This is a genomic window from Roseomonas sp. TF40 (assembly GCF_057219975.1).
The window spans coordinates 953,823-971,495 of record NZ_JBXVVR010000001.1; the positions used below are offsets into that span (position 1 = coordinate 953,823).

The 17,673-nt window shown below is 67.3% G+C and carries 12 protein-coding genes; 7 read left to right on the top strand and 5 right to left on the bottom strand.

Annotation, left to right across the window (positions count from 1 at the left end):
• Nucleotides 1-337: 337 nt before the first annotated feature.
• Both AC2D9U_RS04060 and gltS read right to left on the bottom strand, forming a co-directional pair.
• Nucleotides 338-1,798, bottom strand: coding sequence for a TAXI family TRAP transporter solute-binding subunit (locus tag AC2D9U_RS04060; RefSeq protein ID WP_484746704.1), 1,461 nt, complete (start codon nucleotides 1,796-1,798; stop codon nucleotides 338-340).
• Nucleotides 1,799-1,803: 5 nt separating this feature from the next.
• A complete protein-coding gene (gene gltS, locus AC2D9U_RS04065) occupies nucleotides 1,804-2,985 on the bottom strand; it encodes a sodium/glutamate symporter (RefSeq protein ID WP_484746706.1) in 1,182 nt (393 codons plus the stop codon).
• Nucleotides 2,986-3,098: 113 nt separating this feature from the next.
• Here gltS and lhpI point away from each other — a divergent pair, with 113 nt between their 5' ends.
• From lhpI to AC2D9U_RS04100, 7 genes are all read left to right on the top strand, one after another.
• Nucleotides 3,099-4,838, top strand: a complete 1,740-nt coding sequence (gene lhpI, locus AC2D9U_RS04070; protein WP_484746708.1) for a cis-3-hydroxy-L-proline dehydratase — start codon at nucleotides 3,099-3,101, stop codon at nucleotides 4,836-4,838.
• 99 nt (nucleotides 4,839-4,937) lie between these two features.
• Nucleotides 4,938-5,846 (top strand): aminotransferase class IV, encoded by a 909-nt coding sequence (locus AC2D9U_RS04075; protein ID WP_484746710.1) that lies wholly within the window; start codon nucleotides 4,938-4,940, stop codon nucleotides 5,844-5,846.
• The gene (locus AC2D9U_RS04080; protein WP_484746712.1) at nucleotides 5,843-6,541 is read left to right on the top strand and encodes a GntR family transcriptional regulator; all 699 of its coding nucleotides are present in this window, start codon (nucleotides 5,843-5,845) and stop codon (nucleotides 6,539-6,541) included. Before AC2D9U_RS04075 ends, AC2D9U_RS04080 begins: the two co-directional genes overlap by 4 nt.
• The gene (locus AC2D9U_RS04085; protein WP_484746714.1) at nucleotides 6,538-7,515 is read left to right on the top strand and encodes a Bug family tripartite tricarboxylate transporter substrate binding protein; all 978 of its coding nucleotides are present in this window, start codon (nucleotides 6,538-6,540) and stop codon (nucleotides 7,513-7,515) included. Before AC2D9U_RS04080 ends, AC2D9U_RS04085 begins: the two co-directional genes overlap by 4 nt.
• A 10-nt stretch (nucleotides 7,516-7,525) precedes the next feature.
• Nucleotides 7,526-8,743, top strand: coding sequence for a metal-dependent hydrolase family protein (locus tag AC2D9U_RS04090; protein WP_484746715.1), 1,218 nt, complete (start codon nucleotides 7,526-7,528; stop codon nucleotides 8,741-8,743).
• Between the two features lie 76 nt (nucleotides 8,744-8,819).
• Complete coding sequence (locus tag AC2D9U_RS04095; RefSeq protein WP_484746717.1) at nucleotides 8,820-9,038, top strand: hypothetical protein; 219 nt, start codon at nucleotides 8,820-8,822, stop codon at nucleotides 9,036-9,038.
• Between the two features lie 233 nt (nucleotides 9,039-9,271).
• Nucleotides 9,272-10,627 (top strand): tyrosine-type recombinase/integrase, encoded by a 1,356-nt coding sequence (locus AC2D9U_RS04100; protein WP_484746719.1) that lies wholly within the window; start codon nucleotides 9,272-9,274, stop codon nucleotides 10,625-10,627.
• A gap of 13 nt (nucleotides 10,628-10,640) precedes the next feature.
• On the opposite strand, the gene AC2D9U_RS04105 is transcribed toward AC2D9U_RS04100, so the two are convergent.
• From AC2D9U_RS04105 to AC2D9U_RS04115, 3 genes are all read right to left on the bottom strand, one after another.
• A complete protein-coding gene (locus AC2D9U_RS04105) occupies nucleotides 10,641-12,863 on the bottom strand; it encodes a GmrSD restriction endonuclease domain-containing protein (RefSeq protein WP_484746721.1) in 2,223 nt (740 codons plus the stop codon).
• A gap of 526 nt (nucleotides 12,864-13,389) precedes the next feature.
• Nucleotides 13,390-16,293, bottom strand: a complete 2,904-nt coding sequence (locus AC2D9U_RS04110; protein WP_484746723.1) for a DEAD/DEAH box helicase — start codon at nucleotides 16,291-16,293, stop codon at nucleotides 13,390-13,392.
• Nucleotides 16,275-17,564 (bottom strand): EH signature domain-containing protein, encoded by a 1,290-nt coding sequence (locus tag AC2D9U_RS04115; protein WP_484746725.1) that lies wholly within the window; start codon nucleotides 17,562-17,564, stop codon nucleotides 16,275-16,277. Before AC2D9U_RS04115 ends, AC2D9U_RS04110 begins: the two co-directional genes overlap by 19 nt.
• Nucleotides 17,565-17,673: the final 109 nt, after the last annotated feature.

Sequence of the window (17,673 nt, forward strand, 5' to 3'; positions counted from 1 at the left end):
CGGCCCCGGTCCAGGCCGCCCCGCCGCCGCCGGCCCCGGCCCCGGCCCCTGTTCCGCGGGCCCGCGGCTAAGCAGCCCCACTTGGCGGGCGGCCCTCTTCGGGGGGCGTCCGCCAGGGTTGCAACAGGCTGCAAGGCTCTGTGAAAGCCGCCCCCCCGGTCGTACCGCATGCAATGGCGGTTCGACCGGGGGTGCGGTTTTTTCATGTCTGCCCGGCCAGCCCGCCCTCACGGTCTGGTCTGATCGCACGGCGAGATGAAACCGGGCTTTTTGCTGTGCTTCCAATGGTCGTAACGCAAGAGCCCGATAGGATCAGCCCGGCACGTCAAACGGGGCTCTATGAGGGCCCCAGGCCAAGGAACTGACGCGCAGCCGGGTGAAAGGGCAGCGGTAGCGGGCCGCGGGCCGTCTCGCGCCGGATCATCAGCGCGGCAGGCCCGCCATTGGCCGCAAGGCCCGGCGCGTCGAAGAGCTTGGTCAGCAGGGTGGCGATCTCTGCCGGTGTGGGCCCCTCACCCGCGACCAGCGCCGCCTGCGTCGCCACGCTCGGCACAACGGATGCCTGGCCAGGATAGGTGCCAGCCGGAATGGCGAAGGGCATCAACGGCCCTACGCCACGGGTCAGCGCTGCCACCGCAGCGTCGCTCAGCGGCAGAAAACGTAGGGGCATGGCATCGGCCAGCCGCAGCGTGGCCTGCGCGGGAACAAGGCTCACGGTTATCGCTGCGGCGACGCGCCCGCTCGCCAAAGCCTCCGCCACCTCCTGCGGCGCGAGCGGAACGCGCGGCGCTGCCGCGGCGTCCAAGCCATGCGCCAGCAACACCTCCTCCGCGGTCACCCGGGCGCCTGACCCGATGGCGCCGACTCCAACAGGTCGGCCCCGCAGACCGTCCATGTCGCGCAGTGCCGAGGCCGCAGGGACCACGACATGGACCGCCTCGGGGTAGAGCCCGGCCAAGGCGCGCAACCCCGGCAATGACGGCACGCCCCATTCCGCTGCCCCGCCGCGCAGCGCCAACATGGCGACATCGGCCTGCGCAATGGCGACCAGGGCCGTTCCTTCGGCAATCAGGCGCAGATTATCGACGCTGCCCGCCGAAGGCAGGGCCAGGATCTGGCCCAGCCCTGCCCCCGGTGGCAGCCGAGCGGCGGCCTCGGCAAGGCGGGCATACTCCGACCCGGAAGCACCGCCGGCCAAGGGCAGGCCCTGGCGCAGCCGCGCCTGGCGGGCCTCGATGTTGCGCCAGGCATGGGCGAGTTCCTGCTCGATCACCGGTGTCATCCGCCCGCCTGCCGCCTGCTCGCCGGCGCTGAGCGCGGTGGCGATGGCACCGAGCAATTGCTGCGCGCGTCCGGCCTGGCCCTGGAAGGCGGTCACCGGTGTCTCCTCCGGCGCGGCGGCGAGAGCGACCCATCGCCCGGCCTCCTCGCGCAGCCGCAGCGCGCCGTTGACGCGCAGGACATCGCCCGCCCGATTGCCCTCCCGGCTCGCCCCAGTGATGGCGCGTGGCCCGGCACCGAGCGCGGCGGCCAGGGCCTGAAGATTGCGCCCATCCCAGGCACCGAACTGGTGATCGCGCGTGAGGCGCAGCTGGGCCGCGAAATAGGCGATGCGCGCCCCGCCCGCCGGATCCGGCGCCTGGCCCATGCGGCGGAAGGCCACGACCTCGAGCAGCGCCGGTCCGGCGGCCTCCGCCAGGCGCGCCTCGACCATGCCGCGCAACGCGCCCGTGTCGGGCAGCGCCTGGGCAGGGGCGCTGGCAAGCAGGGAAAGCAGAAGCAGCAGCAACCGCAGCATGGCGCTCACTCCCCGAAGACCGGCAGCGAGATGGCGCCGGTGAGCACGAGGGCATTGGCGAGGTCGATGAAGAAGGCGCCGGTCAGCGGCACGACCAGGAAGGCGACAGGCGCCGGGCCGTAGCGGTTCGAGACCGCCTGCATGTTGGCGATGGCCGTCGCCGTCGCGCCCATCGAGAAGCCAAGGAAGCCTGCCGTCGCCACCGCCGCCTCGTAATCCCGCCCCATCACGCGGTAGACGACGACGACCGCGTAGAGCATCGCAAAGAGCGCCTGGGCAGCGACGATCGCCATCAGGGGCCCGGCCAGCGCCGCCAGTTCCCACAGCCGGATCGTCGCCATGGTCATGGCGAGGAACAGCGCCAGGGCGGTACTGCCGACAAGGTCGATCGAGGCGTCGGACAGCGGCAGTCGCAGCGCGGGCGCAACCGCATTGCGCACGAGCACGCCGGCGAAGAGGCACCACAGGAAGTCCGGCAGCGCGACCGGCAGCCCCTGTGTCAGGGTGGCGAGCCAGCCACCGAGCAACAGGCAGAACAGCACCATGCAGGTGGTGAGGATGGCGCCCTCGGTGGTCGCGGGTTCGGCCTTCTCCATGGTCACCGAGGAGGAGCCCGGGCTTGCCGCCGCGCGGCCCCGCAGGAGGTATTGCGCGACCGGCCCGCCAACAACGCCCCCCAGCACGAGCCCTATCGTCGCGGCTGCCATCGCAAGGCCCATCACGCCGGCGAGGCTGTGCGTCTCCTCGAAGATGCGCGCATAGGCGGCGCCGGTGCCATGCCCGCCGATCAGCGTCACGGAACCGCCCAGCAGCCCGACCAGCGGATGCTGGTCCAGCAGGATCGCCGCCGTGGTGCCGACCGCGTTCTGCAGCATCAGGAAGGGTACGACGCAGGCCAGGAACAGCACCAGCTTCGGCCCGCCCTTGCGCAGCCGGCCGAGATCCGCCGAGAGGCCCACGCTGGCGAAGAAGGCCAGGAGCAGGGGCGGGCGCAGCGAGGCCGAGGTCTCCACCACCAGCCCCGACCAGGCATGCAGCGCCGCGGCCAGCAACGCAAAGGCCAACCCGCCCGAGATCGGCTGCGGGATGTTGTAGCGCGCCAGCGGCGCGAGACCGGCATTGAGGAAGCGTCCTGCCAGCAGGATCGCCGCGGCCAGCGCGAGCGTCCCGGTCGAATCGAGCGTCATGGCCAGCCCCTCCGGCCGCCATCATGCATCACCGCCCGCGCGTTGCGGCAAGCCCGAAGTCGCGTCACGGTGGCGGCATGCCTGGGCACAGCGGCAACAACACCGGAGACCACATGCACGATGTCACCCTCCCCGGGCGCTCGCTTGTCCCCGGCACGGCCGCAGGGCCCCTGTTGCATGCCGATCTCGGCCTGAGCTTCTGGGGCGGGATCTGCGCGCAGACGGGGGTGGTCATCGACAGCCAGCACCCGCTGCATGGGCACTGCGTGAGCGGCGCGGTGCTCGCGATTCCGAGCGGTCGCGGTTCCTGCACGGGCAGCGCGGTGCTGCTCGAACTGATCGTGAAGGGTGCCGGCCCCGCCGCCATCGTGTTCAGCGAGGAGGAGACGATCCTGCCCCTCGGCGCGCTGATTGCCGAAGCGCTGTTCGACCGAAGCCTGCCGATGGTGCGCCTCGATCGCGACAGCTTCCGGCTGCTGGGCACAGCCCGCCATGCGTTGGTCCGGGACGGGGTGGTGACAGCCCTCGGCGCCGCGGCGATGCGGCCGTCCACCGGGCTGCCCGCAGCGCCCGACGTCGCGCTCGCGTTGACGCCGGAGGATCACGCGATGCTGGAAGGTGCGGAAGGTCCCGCCCGGCAATTCGCCATGCGCATCATCATCGCCATGGCCCGGCTCGAAGGCGCGCCCCGGCTGATCGACGTCAGCCAATGCCACCTCGATTGCTGCATCCATACCGGGCCTGTCAGCGTCGCCATCGCCGAGCGCCTGCGCGACCTTGGTGCCCGGGTGAAGGTGCCGACCACGCTCAACGCCATCTCGATCGATCGCAACCAGTGGCGCATGCTGGGCATCGCACCGGACCGTGCGGCGGAGGTCGAGCGGCAGACAGACGCCTATCTGGCGATGGGTGCCCAGCCCAGCTTCACCTGCGCCCCCTACCTGCTCGACACAGCGCCCGGTCCTGGCGCGCATATCGGCTGGGCAGAGTCGAACGCGGTGGCCTTCGCCAACAGCGTCCTCGGCGCCAGGACGGGCAAGTATCCAGACTACCTCGACCTCTGCCTGGCGCTGACGGGCCGCGCGCCCTTCAGCGGCTGCCATGTCCCCGCGCGGCGCAAGGCTCAGCGGCACATCCAGGTGGCGCTTCCCGCTGGCGCGGAGGATGCGCTCTTTCCCCTGCTGGGCTACCTGGCCGGCAAGCTCTCGCCACACGACATCCCCGTGCTGACGGGGCTGGAGGCAAGCGCACCGTCGCGAGACGATCTGAAGGCCTTCGCCGCCGCCTTCGCCACCACCTCCGCCGCGCCGATGTTCCATATCGTCGGCGTCACGCCAGAGGCGCCGGACCTCGCTTCGGCGCTCGGCGAGGCGGCCATCGCAGACCCCCTGCCGATCGGCGGGGCCGAACTCCTGGCCGCGTGGCAGGAACTGAACGGGGCGGAGATCGCCCCGATCGCCTGTGTGGCAATCGGCAACCCGCATGCCTCGCTCGAGGAACTGGGCCGGATCGCGCAGCTATGCCACGGGCGCCACAGATCCGCAGGCACGGCAGCGATCATCACCACGAACCGCATGGTGCTCGCGCAGGCGCAGGCGGTGGGCGTGGCCCAGGCCCTGGAAGACTTCGGCTTCCGGCTGGTGACCGACACCTGCTGGTGCATGATCGAGGAGCCGGTGATCCCGGCCGGCGGTGGCGACCTGCTGACCAATTCGGGCAAGTACGCCCATTACGGGCCCGGCCTGACCGGACGGCGTGTGCGCTTCGCGGGCCTTGCCGCCTGCGTCGAGGCCGCAGCGACCGGCATCTTCGCCGGCACGCCCCCGGCCTGGCTCGCGCCCGGGCGGGCCTGATGGCGGGCGGCGTGATTGACCGGCCGCATCCCCGCTGCCTAATGTCGACAGCCGCCAGTCGTTCGAAGGATCCCATGGCCCCCTTCCACCCGCACCGCCATGGCCGGTAGCCAGGATTTCCCCGCCGACCCGCGCAATGCGGGCGTGCGCATCTTCGTCAACGGCGCGCTGGTGCCGCGCGACGAGGCCCGGGTCTCGGTCTTCGACGCCGGCTTCGTGCTGGGCGACGGCGTCTGGGAAGGCGTGCGGCTGCACAAGGGCCGCCTTGTCTTCCTCGACGCGCATCTGGACCGGCTGTTCGAGGGCGCGCGCGCCATCGACCTCGATATCGGCATGACCCGCGCCGGCCTTGTCGCCGCGCTGCAGGAGACACTGGCCGCGAACGGCATGGAGGATGGCGTCCATCTGCGCCTGATGGTCACGCGCGGCCTGAAGAAGACGCCGAACCAGGATCCGCGCCACACCATCGGTCCCGCCACCATCGTCATCGTGGCCGAGTGGAAGTTGCCGAACCCGGCGCTGCAGACGCGCGGGCTGAACCTGTTCACCTCGACCATCCGCTGCTCGCCGGCCGACATGTTCGACATGCGGCTGAACTCGCACAGCCGGCTCAACCTGATCACCGCGCTGATCCAGGCGATCAAGGCCGGGGCGGATGAGGCACTGATGCTCGACCCGCACGGCTTCGTCTCCTCCTGCAACGCCACCAACTTCTTCTTCGTGCGCGGGGGCGAGGTCTGCACCTCGACCGGCGACTACTGCTTCAACGGCATCACCCGCGGCAACGTCATCGCCTTGTGCCGTGACAACGGCATTCCGCTCCGGCTCGGCAATTTCGCGCTCAAGGATGTCTATGCCGCAGACGAGGCCTTCGTGACCGGCACCTTCGGCGGGCTGACGCCGGTCAGCGGCATCGATGGGCGCGCGCTGCCCGCGGCCCTTCCCGGGCCGATGACGCGGCGACTGGCCGATCTCTACGCCGCCCTCAAGGATCAGGCCGCCGCATGAGTCTGCCCGCGCGCGTCGCCGATGCCCCGCTGGTGCGCGTCACGCTGCGCGAGGGCGCGGCGGATGCGCTGCGCGCGGCGGTGCTGTCGGGCCGCCTGCCGCCCGGCGCCCCGGTGGTGGAGGTTGCGCTGGCGCGCAGCCTCGGCATCTCCCGCGCGCCGCTGCGCGAGGCGATCCGCGAATTGCTCGAGGAAGGCCTGCTGGTGCAGCAGCGCGCCTGGGGCGGGGTGAGCGTCGCGCCACTCGACGCCGTGATCGCGGACGAGCTGTACACGCTGCGGACCACGCTCGAGATCTTCGCCTTCGAATGTGCCTGGGACCGCCGCGACGCAGCCTTCCGCACGGCGCTCACCCAGCGCCATGAGGCGCTGGGCGCGGCGATCGACGCCGGGGACGACGAGGCCAGCATCGCAGCCGAGCTCGCGCTGCACAGCGTGGTCTATGACCATGCGGGCCATGGCCTGCTGCGCCAGGCCTGGGGCGCGATCCGGGGGCGGCTGAGCCTCTACTGGGCGGCGCATCACCGCGCGCATGGCCGGCCGGGGCCGCGGCGCGACGCGCATGATGCCTATCTGCGCTGCGCGCTCGGCGACGATCTGGACGCGATGCGCGCCGAGCTGCGCGAGCACATGCAGCGCGGCCTGCTCACCGTGCTGCGCTTCATCGAGGATCGGAAGAAGGAAACCCCGCCATGACGATCGCCCCCACACGCCGCGCGCTTCTGGCCGCCGGCGCGTTGCTGCCGCTCGCGCGCCCCGCCCTGGCGCAGACCTTCCCGAGCCGCCCGATCCGCTTCATCAACCCCTACCCGGCCGGTGGCATCGTCGATCTCGTGATGCGCACGCATACCGAGGAACTCGCCGCCGAGCTCGGCCAGCCCGTGGTGATCGACGTGCGCACCGGCGCGGGGGGCGTGATCGGCTCGCAGCAGCTCGTGCAGGCCGCGCCCGATGGGCATACCTGGATGATGGCCGCGCTCGGCAATCTGGTCGGGCCGATGCTCACGCCCTCCGGCTTCCATCCTGTCGATTCCGTGCAATGCCTCACGCTCGTCTCGCACAGCGTCTCGGTTGTGGTCGTGCGGGGCGACAACCCGGCCCGCAGCATGGAGGAGTTCGCGCAGCAGGCCCGGGCGCGACCCGGCCAGCTCAACTACCTGCGCGCGGGCAACGGCACCTTCACCCACATCGCGATGGAGCTGATGCAGCAGGCGATGGGCTTCCAGGTGACGGCGGTGGATTACCGCGGCCTCCCGCCCGGCATCCTCGACCTGCTCGCCGGGCGGCTCGACGTGGCGGTGCTGAGCACCGGGTTGGTGAAGCAGCACATCGCGGAGGGCCGGATGCGCGCCCTGGCGGCGATCGGCTCCACCCGCTCGCCCGACTTCCCCGATCTGCCGACGCTGAGTGAGATGGGCCTGGCCGCGGCCAACCTCGATTCCTGGTACATCGCCATGGCGCCGCGGGGCCTGCCAGAGCCGGTTCTCGCCCGTCTCCATTCGGCCTATGTGAAGGTGCTGTCCACGCCTGCGGTGCAGCAGAAGCTGCGTGCCGTCGGCACGATCCCCGCGCCGAGCCTGCCACCGGCTGCGGAGGTGCAGGCGATGCTGGCGCGCGAATACGCCAAGTTCGAGCGCCTGATCCGCGACGCCAATATCCGCGCCGGCTGAGGCAGCCGCGATGCGGACGCTGCTGCGCGGCGGCGCGGTGCTGGATGTGGATGCCGGCGTGCTGCGGCGCGCCGACGTGCTGCTGGATGGGCAGCGCATCTCAGCCCTCGGGCCCGGGCTCGCCGCCGGTGATGCGCGCGTGATCGAGCTTGGCGGACGCACGATCATGCCCGGGCTGATCGATTGCCACGTGCATGTCTGCGCCGATGGGATGGTGCCCTACCCGTCCCTGTTCCCCTCGCTGGTCACGGCGCGCGCCGCGCGGCTGCTGCAGGAGACGCTGCTGCGCGGCTTCACCACCATCCGCGACATGGGCGGCGCGGATGCCGGGCTGCGCCGCGCTGTGGAGGAAGGGCTGTTTCCGGGGCCGCGCCTGTTCGTCTCCGGACGGCCGCTGAGCCAGACCGGCGGGCATGGCGACATGCGCAACCCCGCCGATGCCTGCCCCGGCTGCGCATTGCGCGCCGAGGCCAATATGATGGTCGTGGCCGATGGCGTGGAAGGCGTACGTCGCGCCGCGCGCGAGGAGATCCGCCGCGGCGTCGACCAGATCAAGATCATGGCTTCCGGCGGCGTCTCCAGCCCGGCCGATCCGGTCGACTACGACCAGTATGCGCTGGAGGAGATCGCGGCCGTGGTCGATGAGGCCACGCGCGCCGGCAAATACGTCGCCGCCCATGCCTACACGGCCAGCGCGATCGCGCGTGCGGTGGGATGCGGCGTGCGCACCATCGAGCACGGCAACTTCCTGGACGAGAGCGCCGCCGCGCTGATGGCCGCCAGCGGCGCGATCCTGGTGCCGACACTCGTGGTTTACCGGCGGGTCGTGCAGCACGCGGCAGAGGTAGGCATCTCGGCCTTCCATCTCGAGAAGGCGCGGGAGGTCCTGGCCACCGGCACACGCTCGCTCGAGATCGCGCAGCGCGCGGGCGTTCGCATGGCGCTGGGCACCGACCTGTTCCGCGCCCCCAAGCAATATCAGGCAGAGGAACTGCTCATTCGCGCCGAGGCGCTGCCGGCGGCGGAAGTGCTGCGGCAGGCGACCATCCATGGTGCGGAGGTCGTGCGCATGCAGGGGCGGCTCGGCCGGGTCGCTGAGGGATACCTGGCGGACCTGCTGGTTGTGGAAGGCGACCCGCTGGCCGATCTGCGCGTGCTGCAGGACCAGGGCGCGCGGATCGCCATGATCATCAAGGATGGTGCCTTCGTGAAGCACGGCCTCGTTTGATACCAGGTCCAGGAAGGCCAGGGCCTTTGGACAATTGGGCCGCGGGCGGCTCCTGTGGCAGCGTCAGGCCGGCCAGTTGCCCCCCTTCGCCGGCGACAACAACGCCGCGCGCGACGCGACCAGGCTGGTGCTGCTGGAGGAGGTGCGCGGGCCGCATCTGGAGATGACGGTGGAGCGCGCCGCGCCGAACCAGCCCGCTGCCGAGGGCGTCATCCGCGTGCCCTTGGCGATGGAGCGCGACGTTCTGGTGCGCGGCGGCGAGGTCGTGCCGGTACGCCTTCCGGCACGGCGATGAGGCGCGGAAACCAAGACTGCAATCTAGGGGGAAAATGGTGCCCAGGGGCGACACCATCCTCCACATTCACAGTGGAGCAGGCTGGAGCATCAAGGGCCTAAAAACCGAATATAAATCTTATGTTTACCGATCAACACGCATCAACTCAACCCAGGCTGGCGCATAGAATTTGTGGGGGCTATTGTGGGGGCCAGGAATTCCACCCCCACACTCGAGACCGCCCCGAAGCGCCCATGAACAATCTGGACGTCAAAACCATCGAAGCGCTGAAGAAGCGGGGTGTGACCTATCGCGTCTCGGATGGAGGCGGGCTGTTGCTAGAAGTGAAACCCTCCGGCGCGAAGGTCTGGTTGTGCCGCCTGACGGTCCACGGCAAGCGCCGCGACATGGGATTGGGGGGCTGGCCGACCATCACCCTGAAGGCGGCCCGCGAAGCTGCGGCGGCTGCACGCAGGCAGGCCGAAGCCGGCATCGATCCCATAGCCGTCCGCCAGGCGGAGGAGGCCGCGCGGAAGGCCGCTGCAGAGGCAGCCGCAAGGGCGGCAGAACAGGCGCAAAATCAGACCTTCAGCGCCGTCGCCGAAGCGTGCATCAGCTCACTGGCACCCGGTTTCAAGAACGCTCGCACCGCCGACATGTGGCGCGCCAGCCTGAAGATGCACGCCGCGGCACTCTCCGCGATGCAGGTGGCCGAGATAGATCGGTCCGCGGTGCAACGCGCGGTTGAAGTGGTCTGGCGCGAGCGCCCTGGCATGGCCGCAAAGGTGCTCCGCCGGATCGGGACCGTTCTGCGCTTCGCCGCGGCACATGGGATGCGGGCCAATGACAACCCGGCCGACCCCAAGATGCTGCGCCACGCTGGACTGCCGGCCCTGGCCGGTGGGCGCAAGCAACCCTCCCTCCCCTGGCAGCGCGTGCCTGCCTTCATGCAGGCCCTTGAGCAGATGAGCGGGCTCGCTCCGTTGGCGCTGCGCTTCTGCGTCCTGACCGCGCTGCGCTCCGGCGAGGTGCGAGGCGCGCGGTGGTCCGAAATCAGCTTCGATGGCGCCTTCCCTGTTTGGACGATCCCGCCTGAACGCATGAAGGGCAAGAAATCGGTGGAACAGGTCGCGCACCGTGTTCCCCTCTCCCAGGCCGCGGTTGATGTCCTGTTGGGCGCCTATCATGCCATTGCTGGCATGCCGGTGACGGCCGAGGACCTACCGCGCCGGACTGCATTGCGCGGCGACACGCTGATCTTCCCGAGCGCGAAGCTCACCACGCCTTTGAGCGACATGGCGTTGAGCGCCGTCATGCGCCGCATGAACGCAGATAGGCCAAAGGGGACGCCGGCGCCCTGGCGCGATCCGGATGGGCGCGACGCGGTGCCGCATGGCTTCCGGGCCAGCTTCTCGACCTGGGTGGACGACACCCGGCCGACTGAGCGAGAGGCCGCGGAAAAGGCGCTGGCGCATGAGGTACAGAACAAGGTCTCCGGCGCCTATCGACGGTCCGACCTTCTGGAGCGCCGCGCCATGCTCATGCGCGAATGGGCAATGCATTGCACGAAGCCCCTGGCCGAAGTGGTTGCCCTGAACGCAGCCGGCTGACCTTGAAGTAGGCCTACTTGAACCTCTGAGACGTGTAGTCGACGATTGCTTGGCCACTGAGCTCCGTAGTTGCGTTGGCCCCCCGAACATAAAAGCGGTGCGTTCCACCTTCCTTGACGAAGGCCGGTTTCGGGCCGCGCTCGCAACGCACACTCAGCACCCGGGCGCCATCTTGATCGACAAACTCAGGGTGGATGTAGGGGAGAAAAAGGTCACCGATCCGATCCCTCACCAAGTTGACGAGATGAAGGCTCATCTTGTCCTCGTTGGGGAAGCTATCGGCTTGCACACCGACCACTGAGCCGTCGTCAGCGACACCAATAAGCAATGTGCCACCGCCCGCATTGAGGAAAGCGGCTAAAGTCTTCAGAACCGCCAGGTGCATCTTCTCGTCGGGCTGGTTTGTGTGCAGGTTGGTGCGCAAGGTAGACTTGAACTCAACGCCTTCTGTTTCTCCACCCGCTATCAACTCGGCGGCGGTTAACGGTGCGGCCTTCATGCTCCCCGTTTTGCCGCAGAGGCGTTCCCAGGCAGCCTGAATGACTTGCGCAATGAGCTGCCGGCGAGCAGTCAGAAAGGCGTCGTACGGTAGTGTCCACCAAGCCGAAGGCAGCCCGTGATGGAAACGATCCTCTTTCGAGAGGGAGACATCGAGCGTCGGCGCATACTCGGCCGGCGCTGACGCGCCAATCTTCACGTTATCCGGCCATTCAAGAAGAGCGTAGTTTGCGATCTGGTTCACTTGCTTGCGCTCGGTCAGGCCCAGGCTAGCCAAATAGGCACGCGCAAAAAGGTGGTGTCCTTCAAGTGTGGACCTCGTACCTGAGACGGCAGGATCGAGAGCGGCGGCAACCTTAACCGGCGAGAACAGCACCCTCGCATCGAGCACCACCAATGCAGCGTAATAAGCCATCCGCGAAGGCGTCTTGGCCCCAGACGATGCTAAGCTGTCAGGCAGGGAAATTGACCAAAAATCGTCTGTAAGCTTGAGCTCACTTAGTCGCCTGAGACGCGCCAAGAAATCGGCAGGGCCGCCGGTCGTGCTCAACGCGGCGAGATCGGCTTCGAAGCGCGTCTCGCCGGATAGGGCATACCGCGACGTCATTGCCGCCATGAAGAAGAACTCTGAGATCGCTTGGCGCATGCGAGGCAACTCTACACCTACATCTTCCACGCCGATGAGAAAGATCGCGTAGGCATAAAGGAGCGCCTGCTCCGATGTGATCATCCGGCGTGAGCGATACCCAGCGAGCGGCAGCGCCCCCAAAAAGTAGTGCCATCGGTTGACGTTAAGGGCCGCGTCGCGGGCACTCTTCAAGCGCAAAAATCCGGCGTCGCGGCGAGCGGGATCAATGATGCCGGTAGTCGGCACCCTGCCCCGCAAAGCAGAGTAGACAGCGTCGAGCTTGCCCCTCCGGAGACCAAGCCCGACCATCACGCGTAGCATCTGATCAGCCGAGGGCTCGATGAAATAGTTTTTCGGGCTTGGCTTTCCGTCTGGAGGCCCGGCTGCGGCTCGGGCAAACGCTTCCAACTCGTTGCGCCCCTCCTCCCAAAAGACTGACATGAGCGTCAGGATAAAGTCGGCTTGGCTAAGCTTAGCACCTTGACCGTTGATGCGGACAAACACCTCAGCTACCGTTTCCACGGTAGCCTCCGAAGTCAGCACCAGAGCATCGAACGGATGCTGCGAAAGATTCAAAAGGCGACCGATGGCCGACTGAATGCGATTGGTCTCATCCGCGGTCAACTCGCGCACTAACCCGAGCTCGGCTAGGTAATTGCCAGCCATCTTGAACACATTGGCGCCAGGCTTCCACATCTCTGAAATGTCGGAGATGAAGGCGCGATCTTGCGCGGTGGCTGCATTGGCCACCTCAAAGCGTTCTGATAGCGGATCAAAGGCGATCCTTATGCGCTCGCGCGAAAAATCTGAGCGTATGACTTCCGATCCCGTCATCACCGCATACAGCGACGTCAGCCGCTGCTGACCATCGACAATTGCGATACCTGGCGTCTCTTGCTTGCCATTGGTGCCGATGCCCTTGAGATTAACTCCAGTTTCCCAGAGCAGCAGGAAGCCACAAGGGTAGCCCCGATAGAGCGAGTCGAAGAGATCTCTAATCTTTGCGTTGGGCCAGACAAACGGGCGTTGCAGTTCGGGAAGCCCGATCGCGCCGCTTTTGATATCGTGTACTAAGGTAGCAAGCGGATAGGTAGTTGATCGGTAAAGCATGGGTCAGGCCGTTCCGTCGTCTTTAAGGAATGCGTTTGTAGCGGTGCTGGTAGCTCGCGCTCCGGGCGATGTGTAGACGCCGATCGAGTGTTGTAGCGTCAAGTCATGCCTGAAGTCGGCAACCTGTATATGGAGAAGGCGCATGGACCGAGACCGCTGGTTGGCCGTGGCTGTGTTTGGCCATGAGACCCATGGCAGTTCCCGAGAGACGAAAGCCGCATCGACGCAGCAGATCGCATAAGCGAAGCTCTTTGCAATCGCTCTCACGTGCTCCACCGAATGATTTGGCGCCTCGACCTGTCCAAGCGCCCTAGACTACGATCTCTTCGATCCGGAAGCTTACCGAATGTAACTAGCGTTGCAATAGTGGAGCGGTCCCGATTGACCATACCCTCAGAATGTCCTCGTTCATGGCCAGACTCTGTTCTCCGTACGAGCCTGTCTGGGGCAGGCCCCAAAGACGTTGGGCTTGAGCCCAATCAGGCTCGCGTGCGCAAGAGCGCAACGAGCAGCACGAGGACGGCGCTCAAACTCCCCGCCGCGAAGATGCTTCTGAATAGCTTGGCGCTGCGCGAACCGTCTGTGCAAAAAGTTCCGTAGCCTCGCCCTCGCTCGGCTCGGGCGGCGCCAGTGTCTGCTCCATCAGAAGACGTTTGCGTTCCAGCAGGCGGTGCAGGTTCTGGTCGAATGCGCTGTCGCCCTCGGGCAGCACCGCCATGGGCAAATGCACATGGACTTCGCGCCGTTGGCCGATGCGGAGCGCGCGACCCGTGCACTGGTCCTCCACCGCCGGATTCCACCAGCGGGACAAATGGATGACGTGGTTGGCGCGCGTGAGCGTCAGACCGACGCCGCCGGCCTTGGGGGAGAGCACCATCACCCCAAAACCGGATGCCGCCTGGAACCGGTCCACCATGGTTTGGCGGGCCGGGCCCGCCACCGCACCGCTGATGATGGCGGGTGGGGCCAACATCCGGTAGCGGCGCTGCAGCAGGGTTGCGAGGCGCGCCTGGATGTCGCGCTCCTCCAGGAAGATCAGCGCAGCCTCACCCTTGGCCTGCACCTCGTCGAGAATGCGGAAGCATTCGGCAATCCGCGCGGAGGCCGCAATGAAGGAGGCGTCGTTGCCGGACATGTCGGGGGCGGGGTGCAGGCACGCCTTGCGGAGGCGTTGCAGGGCAATGAGCGCCTGGCTGCCGTCGCCCTGCCGGGCAAAGGCCAGGATGTCCTCATAGGCCTCCAGCTGCGCCGCTGGCATCGGCACCTCCCGTTCATGCTGATGAAGTGCGGGAAGGTCCTTCAGGCGTTCTCGCCGCAGGCGACGGAGCAGGATGCCGGGGGCGCCACCGAAGGGGGCCTCTAGGCGCTTCTTCAGGGCCGCCAGGCGGTCTTCCGTCACCTGCGGGCCAACATAGGTCTGGCTGAACTCCTTCAACTCCTTGAGGAATCCGGAGTGGATAGTGTCCACGATGCACCAGAGGTCGACCAAGTGGTTTTCCACCGGAGTACCGGTCATTGCTACCTTGAAGTCGGCGCGCACGCCCTTCGCCGCGTCGGTGATGCGGATAGCGGGCGTCTTCACTTTCTGCGCTTCATCCATCACCACGGCGGCAAAATGAATCTCGCCAAACTCGGGAAGATGATCGCGCAGGGTTTCGTAGGTCGTGAGCACCCAATCCGCTGTGGCGATGCGGGCGGTATCCAGGCGCGGCACGCCATCGGCATCACGCAGGCGGATATCAGCGAGACCCTTGCCATGCGCGGGGAGGAGCCGGCCGAGGCCGGGGACGCGTAGGTGGATTTGGTGTTCCGCCTGCCAATTGGCCAGCAAGCCGGTCGGCGCGACGATCAGCACAGGCGCGCGCGGCAGAATGCCACCTTCCATGGCTTCCCGCAGCCAGGCGAGGAAGACCAGCCCCTGAAGCGTCTTCCCAAGGCCCATGTCATCCGCGAGCAGTACGCCGGGCCGGCCGGCGAGCCAGCACCGCATCAGCCATTCCAGCCCTTCCTCCTGGTGCGGCTTCAGCTGTGATCGGAGGCTGGCCGGAAGCGTGGTCGGCAGCGACGCACGGGGAACGAACTCGTCCTCGTGGTCCAACGATTCCAGATTGGGTTTAATCAGAAGCGTCTGGCGTTCGGGCTCCGGCGCCTTGGGTTCGCCCGGCGCCTTCGGACGCTGTGCGGCAGCAACGGCGCGAAGATCGGCCTCCACCGCCTCGGAGGTCTCAATGCGCCGCGTCGATCCGTCGGGCATCTGGCACTCGACGCTTGCTTCGCCGCGGGTACGCGCAGCCCTGACCGAATCGGCGAGGGCATCCGCCTCGTCAGGCTTCAAAGGCAGGCGCTGGCCATCAATCTCGATGCCGCCGATCTCGGCCGTCTCGCCCTCAGGTCCAAACCACTGCGTGGACGGCTTCTGAAGCCACGGAATGGGCCGCTTGGTCCATAGGCCGAGGCCAAGCACACGGTCCGACCAAGCCGGGGTCTCTACGACGACATCCTCGACGCGGTCAACCAGAGTCGGGTCGTCGGTCACCTCGAAAGCCTCAGTCAGGAAGCGGCGCGGCTCCGCGAGGAAAGCACGGCGACGACTTGCTGGGGCCGCGAGTTGTTCGCGCACCACCTGCAGCGCGCGGCGTAACACGGGGGTGACGAAGACGAAGACGTTGCCTGGCAGGGCGTAGAGCGGGCGTGCGTCCTTGAAGCCACCAAAAAGGGAATCCGCAAAAGCTGCCTGCGCAGACCCCTCCAGCAGCGGCTCGGCGGTCCCCGCTCGGTGGAGGATTGGACGGATCCGAGGGTCACGCGCACCGCCACCGGCATCGAGCGAGAAGGCGTCCGCTTGCAGCACGGTGATGGAAGCAGCGATGCCGCCGCCCGAGGCCGCACCGTTGGCCAGCGCGCCAGGCAGCACTTCCTGCAAGCGGATCAGGGCCTGCATCCGGGCAGTGTCGTCCGGCGCAGCCGCAAGCGCATCCACCGATTCTGCAATGGCAAAGAGAGGCGCGGACAGCCGTCCCTCACGGCCACCGATCCGCAGCCACGCACCTGTGCGATTCGGCTGCACGATCGCCTGACCGTTCGGTCGGCACCATTGCAGCGCTGCTCGGAAATCAGGGCGGTTGATGAGGCCACCCGTGGCTATTCGCGCGACAGCATCCGCCAGCGGCGGCAGGTCAAGGAAGGCCGCTTCGGCGGCCGAAAGCTCGGCCACGGCATCGTGCTGGACCAGCGCCACCTGGTCTTCGGCGATCGCCTTCCCCGCGGCGATGAGTCGCTGGATTGTGGAGATGCCCGGCAAGGCCGTGTCCGGCGCCTCCAGAGCCCAACTGTCGAAAGGAATTGAGGCCCCGGCAAACTCGAGCCGGAATTCGGTTCCGGCGGCCTCGGCCCGGTAGATGAAGCGGTGGGTCACCGGCGGGCTTGCCATTCATATTCCTCGATGATGAGACCCTCGTTCAACCTGAGGAACTCGGCCACACGGTGCCGCCAGGTGGCAGCATTGTGAACCAGCCCATCGTGGCCAGTCGGGTCCAGATCTCCGCGATACAAGGGTGCCGGGAAAGTCAAACAGAACCCTTTGAGCTGCGAAACCGGGTAGTAACCGCTGTTGAACATGCGTGGCGCGCGTGAGTCATTGTGCCGCCAGACGCGGAGCTTCCCGTTGTGGCTCCATTCTGCGAAGACATGCTGCCCGATGGTCATCAACAGAACGGAGTGGTTGGCATCCGCGCCGCCCTGGATCAGGCCATAGCTTCCTGCGATATCGCGGATGCTGCGGATGTGGTGCTGCACATTGTCTCCCACCACGACCCAGCTGTCATTGATGAAGTTCTTCCTGAGACAGGCTCGCCAGAACGCTTCGCGATCGGCCCATTGATGTTCGAGACCCGCCTGCATCGAAAAGCGACCAATGGTTCGGAAGAAAGCGTCCAGCGTAACGGCTGCCAACCAGGATCTGATGGTCTGCTGCGTCCTCGTACTGGCTCGTTCCCAGTGCTGCTTGTTGACGCGCGGATCACCGAGATGCTCGCGCAGGAAAGCCAGCACCCGGCTTCGCAAAGCGTCGGGCGGCGCGGGGGTACCGAGCCATGCCGAGACGAGCCCATCAGCGATACGTCCACGCAATTCGGGTTCGGCGAAACGCAATGTGCGCCCTGAAACGAGGAAGGCTTGAGCACGATCAAGCAGAGCCCCGCCATCGAGTTTGGCAAGCCCGCGACCGACCTCCGCCGCGAGAGCGATGGTCACGGCACGCATGTAGCCGCCTTTGGCCAGAAGGGGCATATCGAGTGACGCTTCCGCGATAGCGGCATCGCCCTGCGCCAAGACCCTCTGCGCCACCAGCGTCGGCCCTAGACTAGCATCAAAAAGGGCGAAGCGGTCGTGCGCCGCCCTCCAGCCACCAAGAAGGCGGGACGACGATCGCGCCAGCAAGCCACCGATTTGCCGCCCTGGCTCTGTTGCAGGCATCTCGAAGTCGAAACCAGACAGCCACACCAGAGCGAGGCGCTTCAACATCCGATCATCGTTTGCAGCCAGACTCATGGCCGCATCAAGGAATCCAGGTATCGCCTCCGCCTGACCTCCGTCAGGGGCCCACAAGGTCCAGGCGGCTTTGCGAAGCGTCGGCGCAGGCAGCGAGAGCAGCGGCCGTCCGGCAGCAGCAGCGGCCCGCACTTCACGCAGGGCGGCTTCCACGCCACCAGCTTGGCGTGGGCCAGGCAGACGCCCGCTCTGCTTCCGCAACCGCTCGACCATCAAGTGAGCGGGGTTACGGTCCTCCGGCGGTAGAAGGGGACCAGCCGCG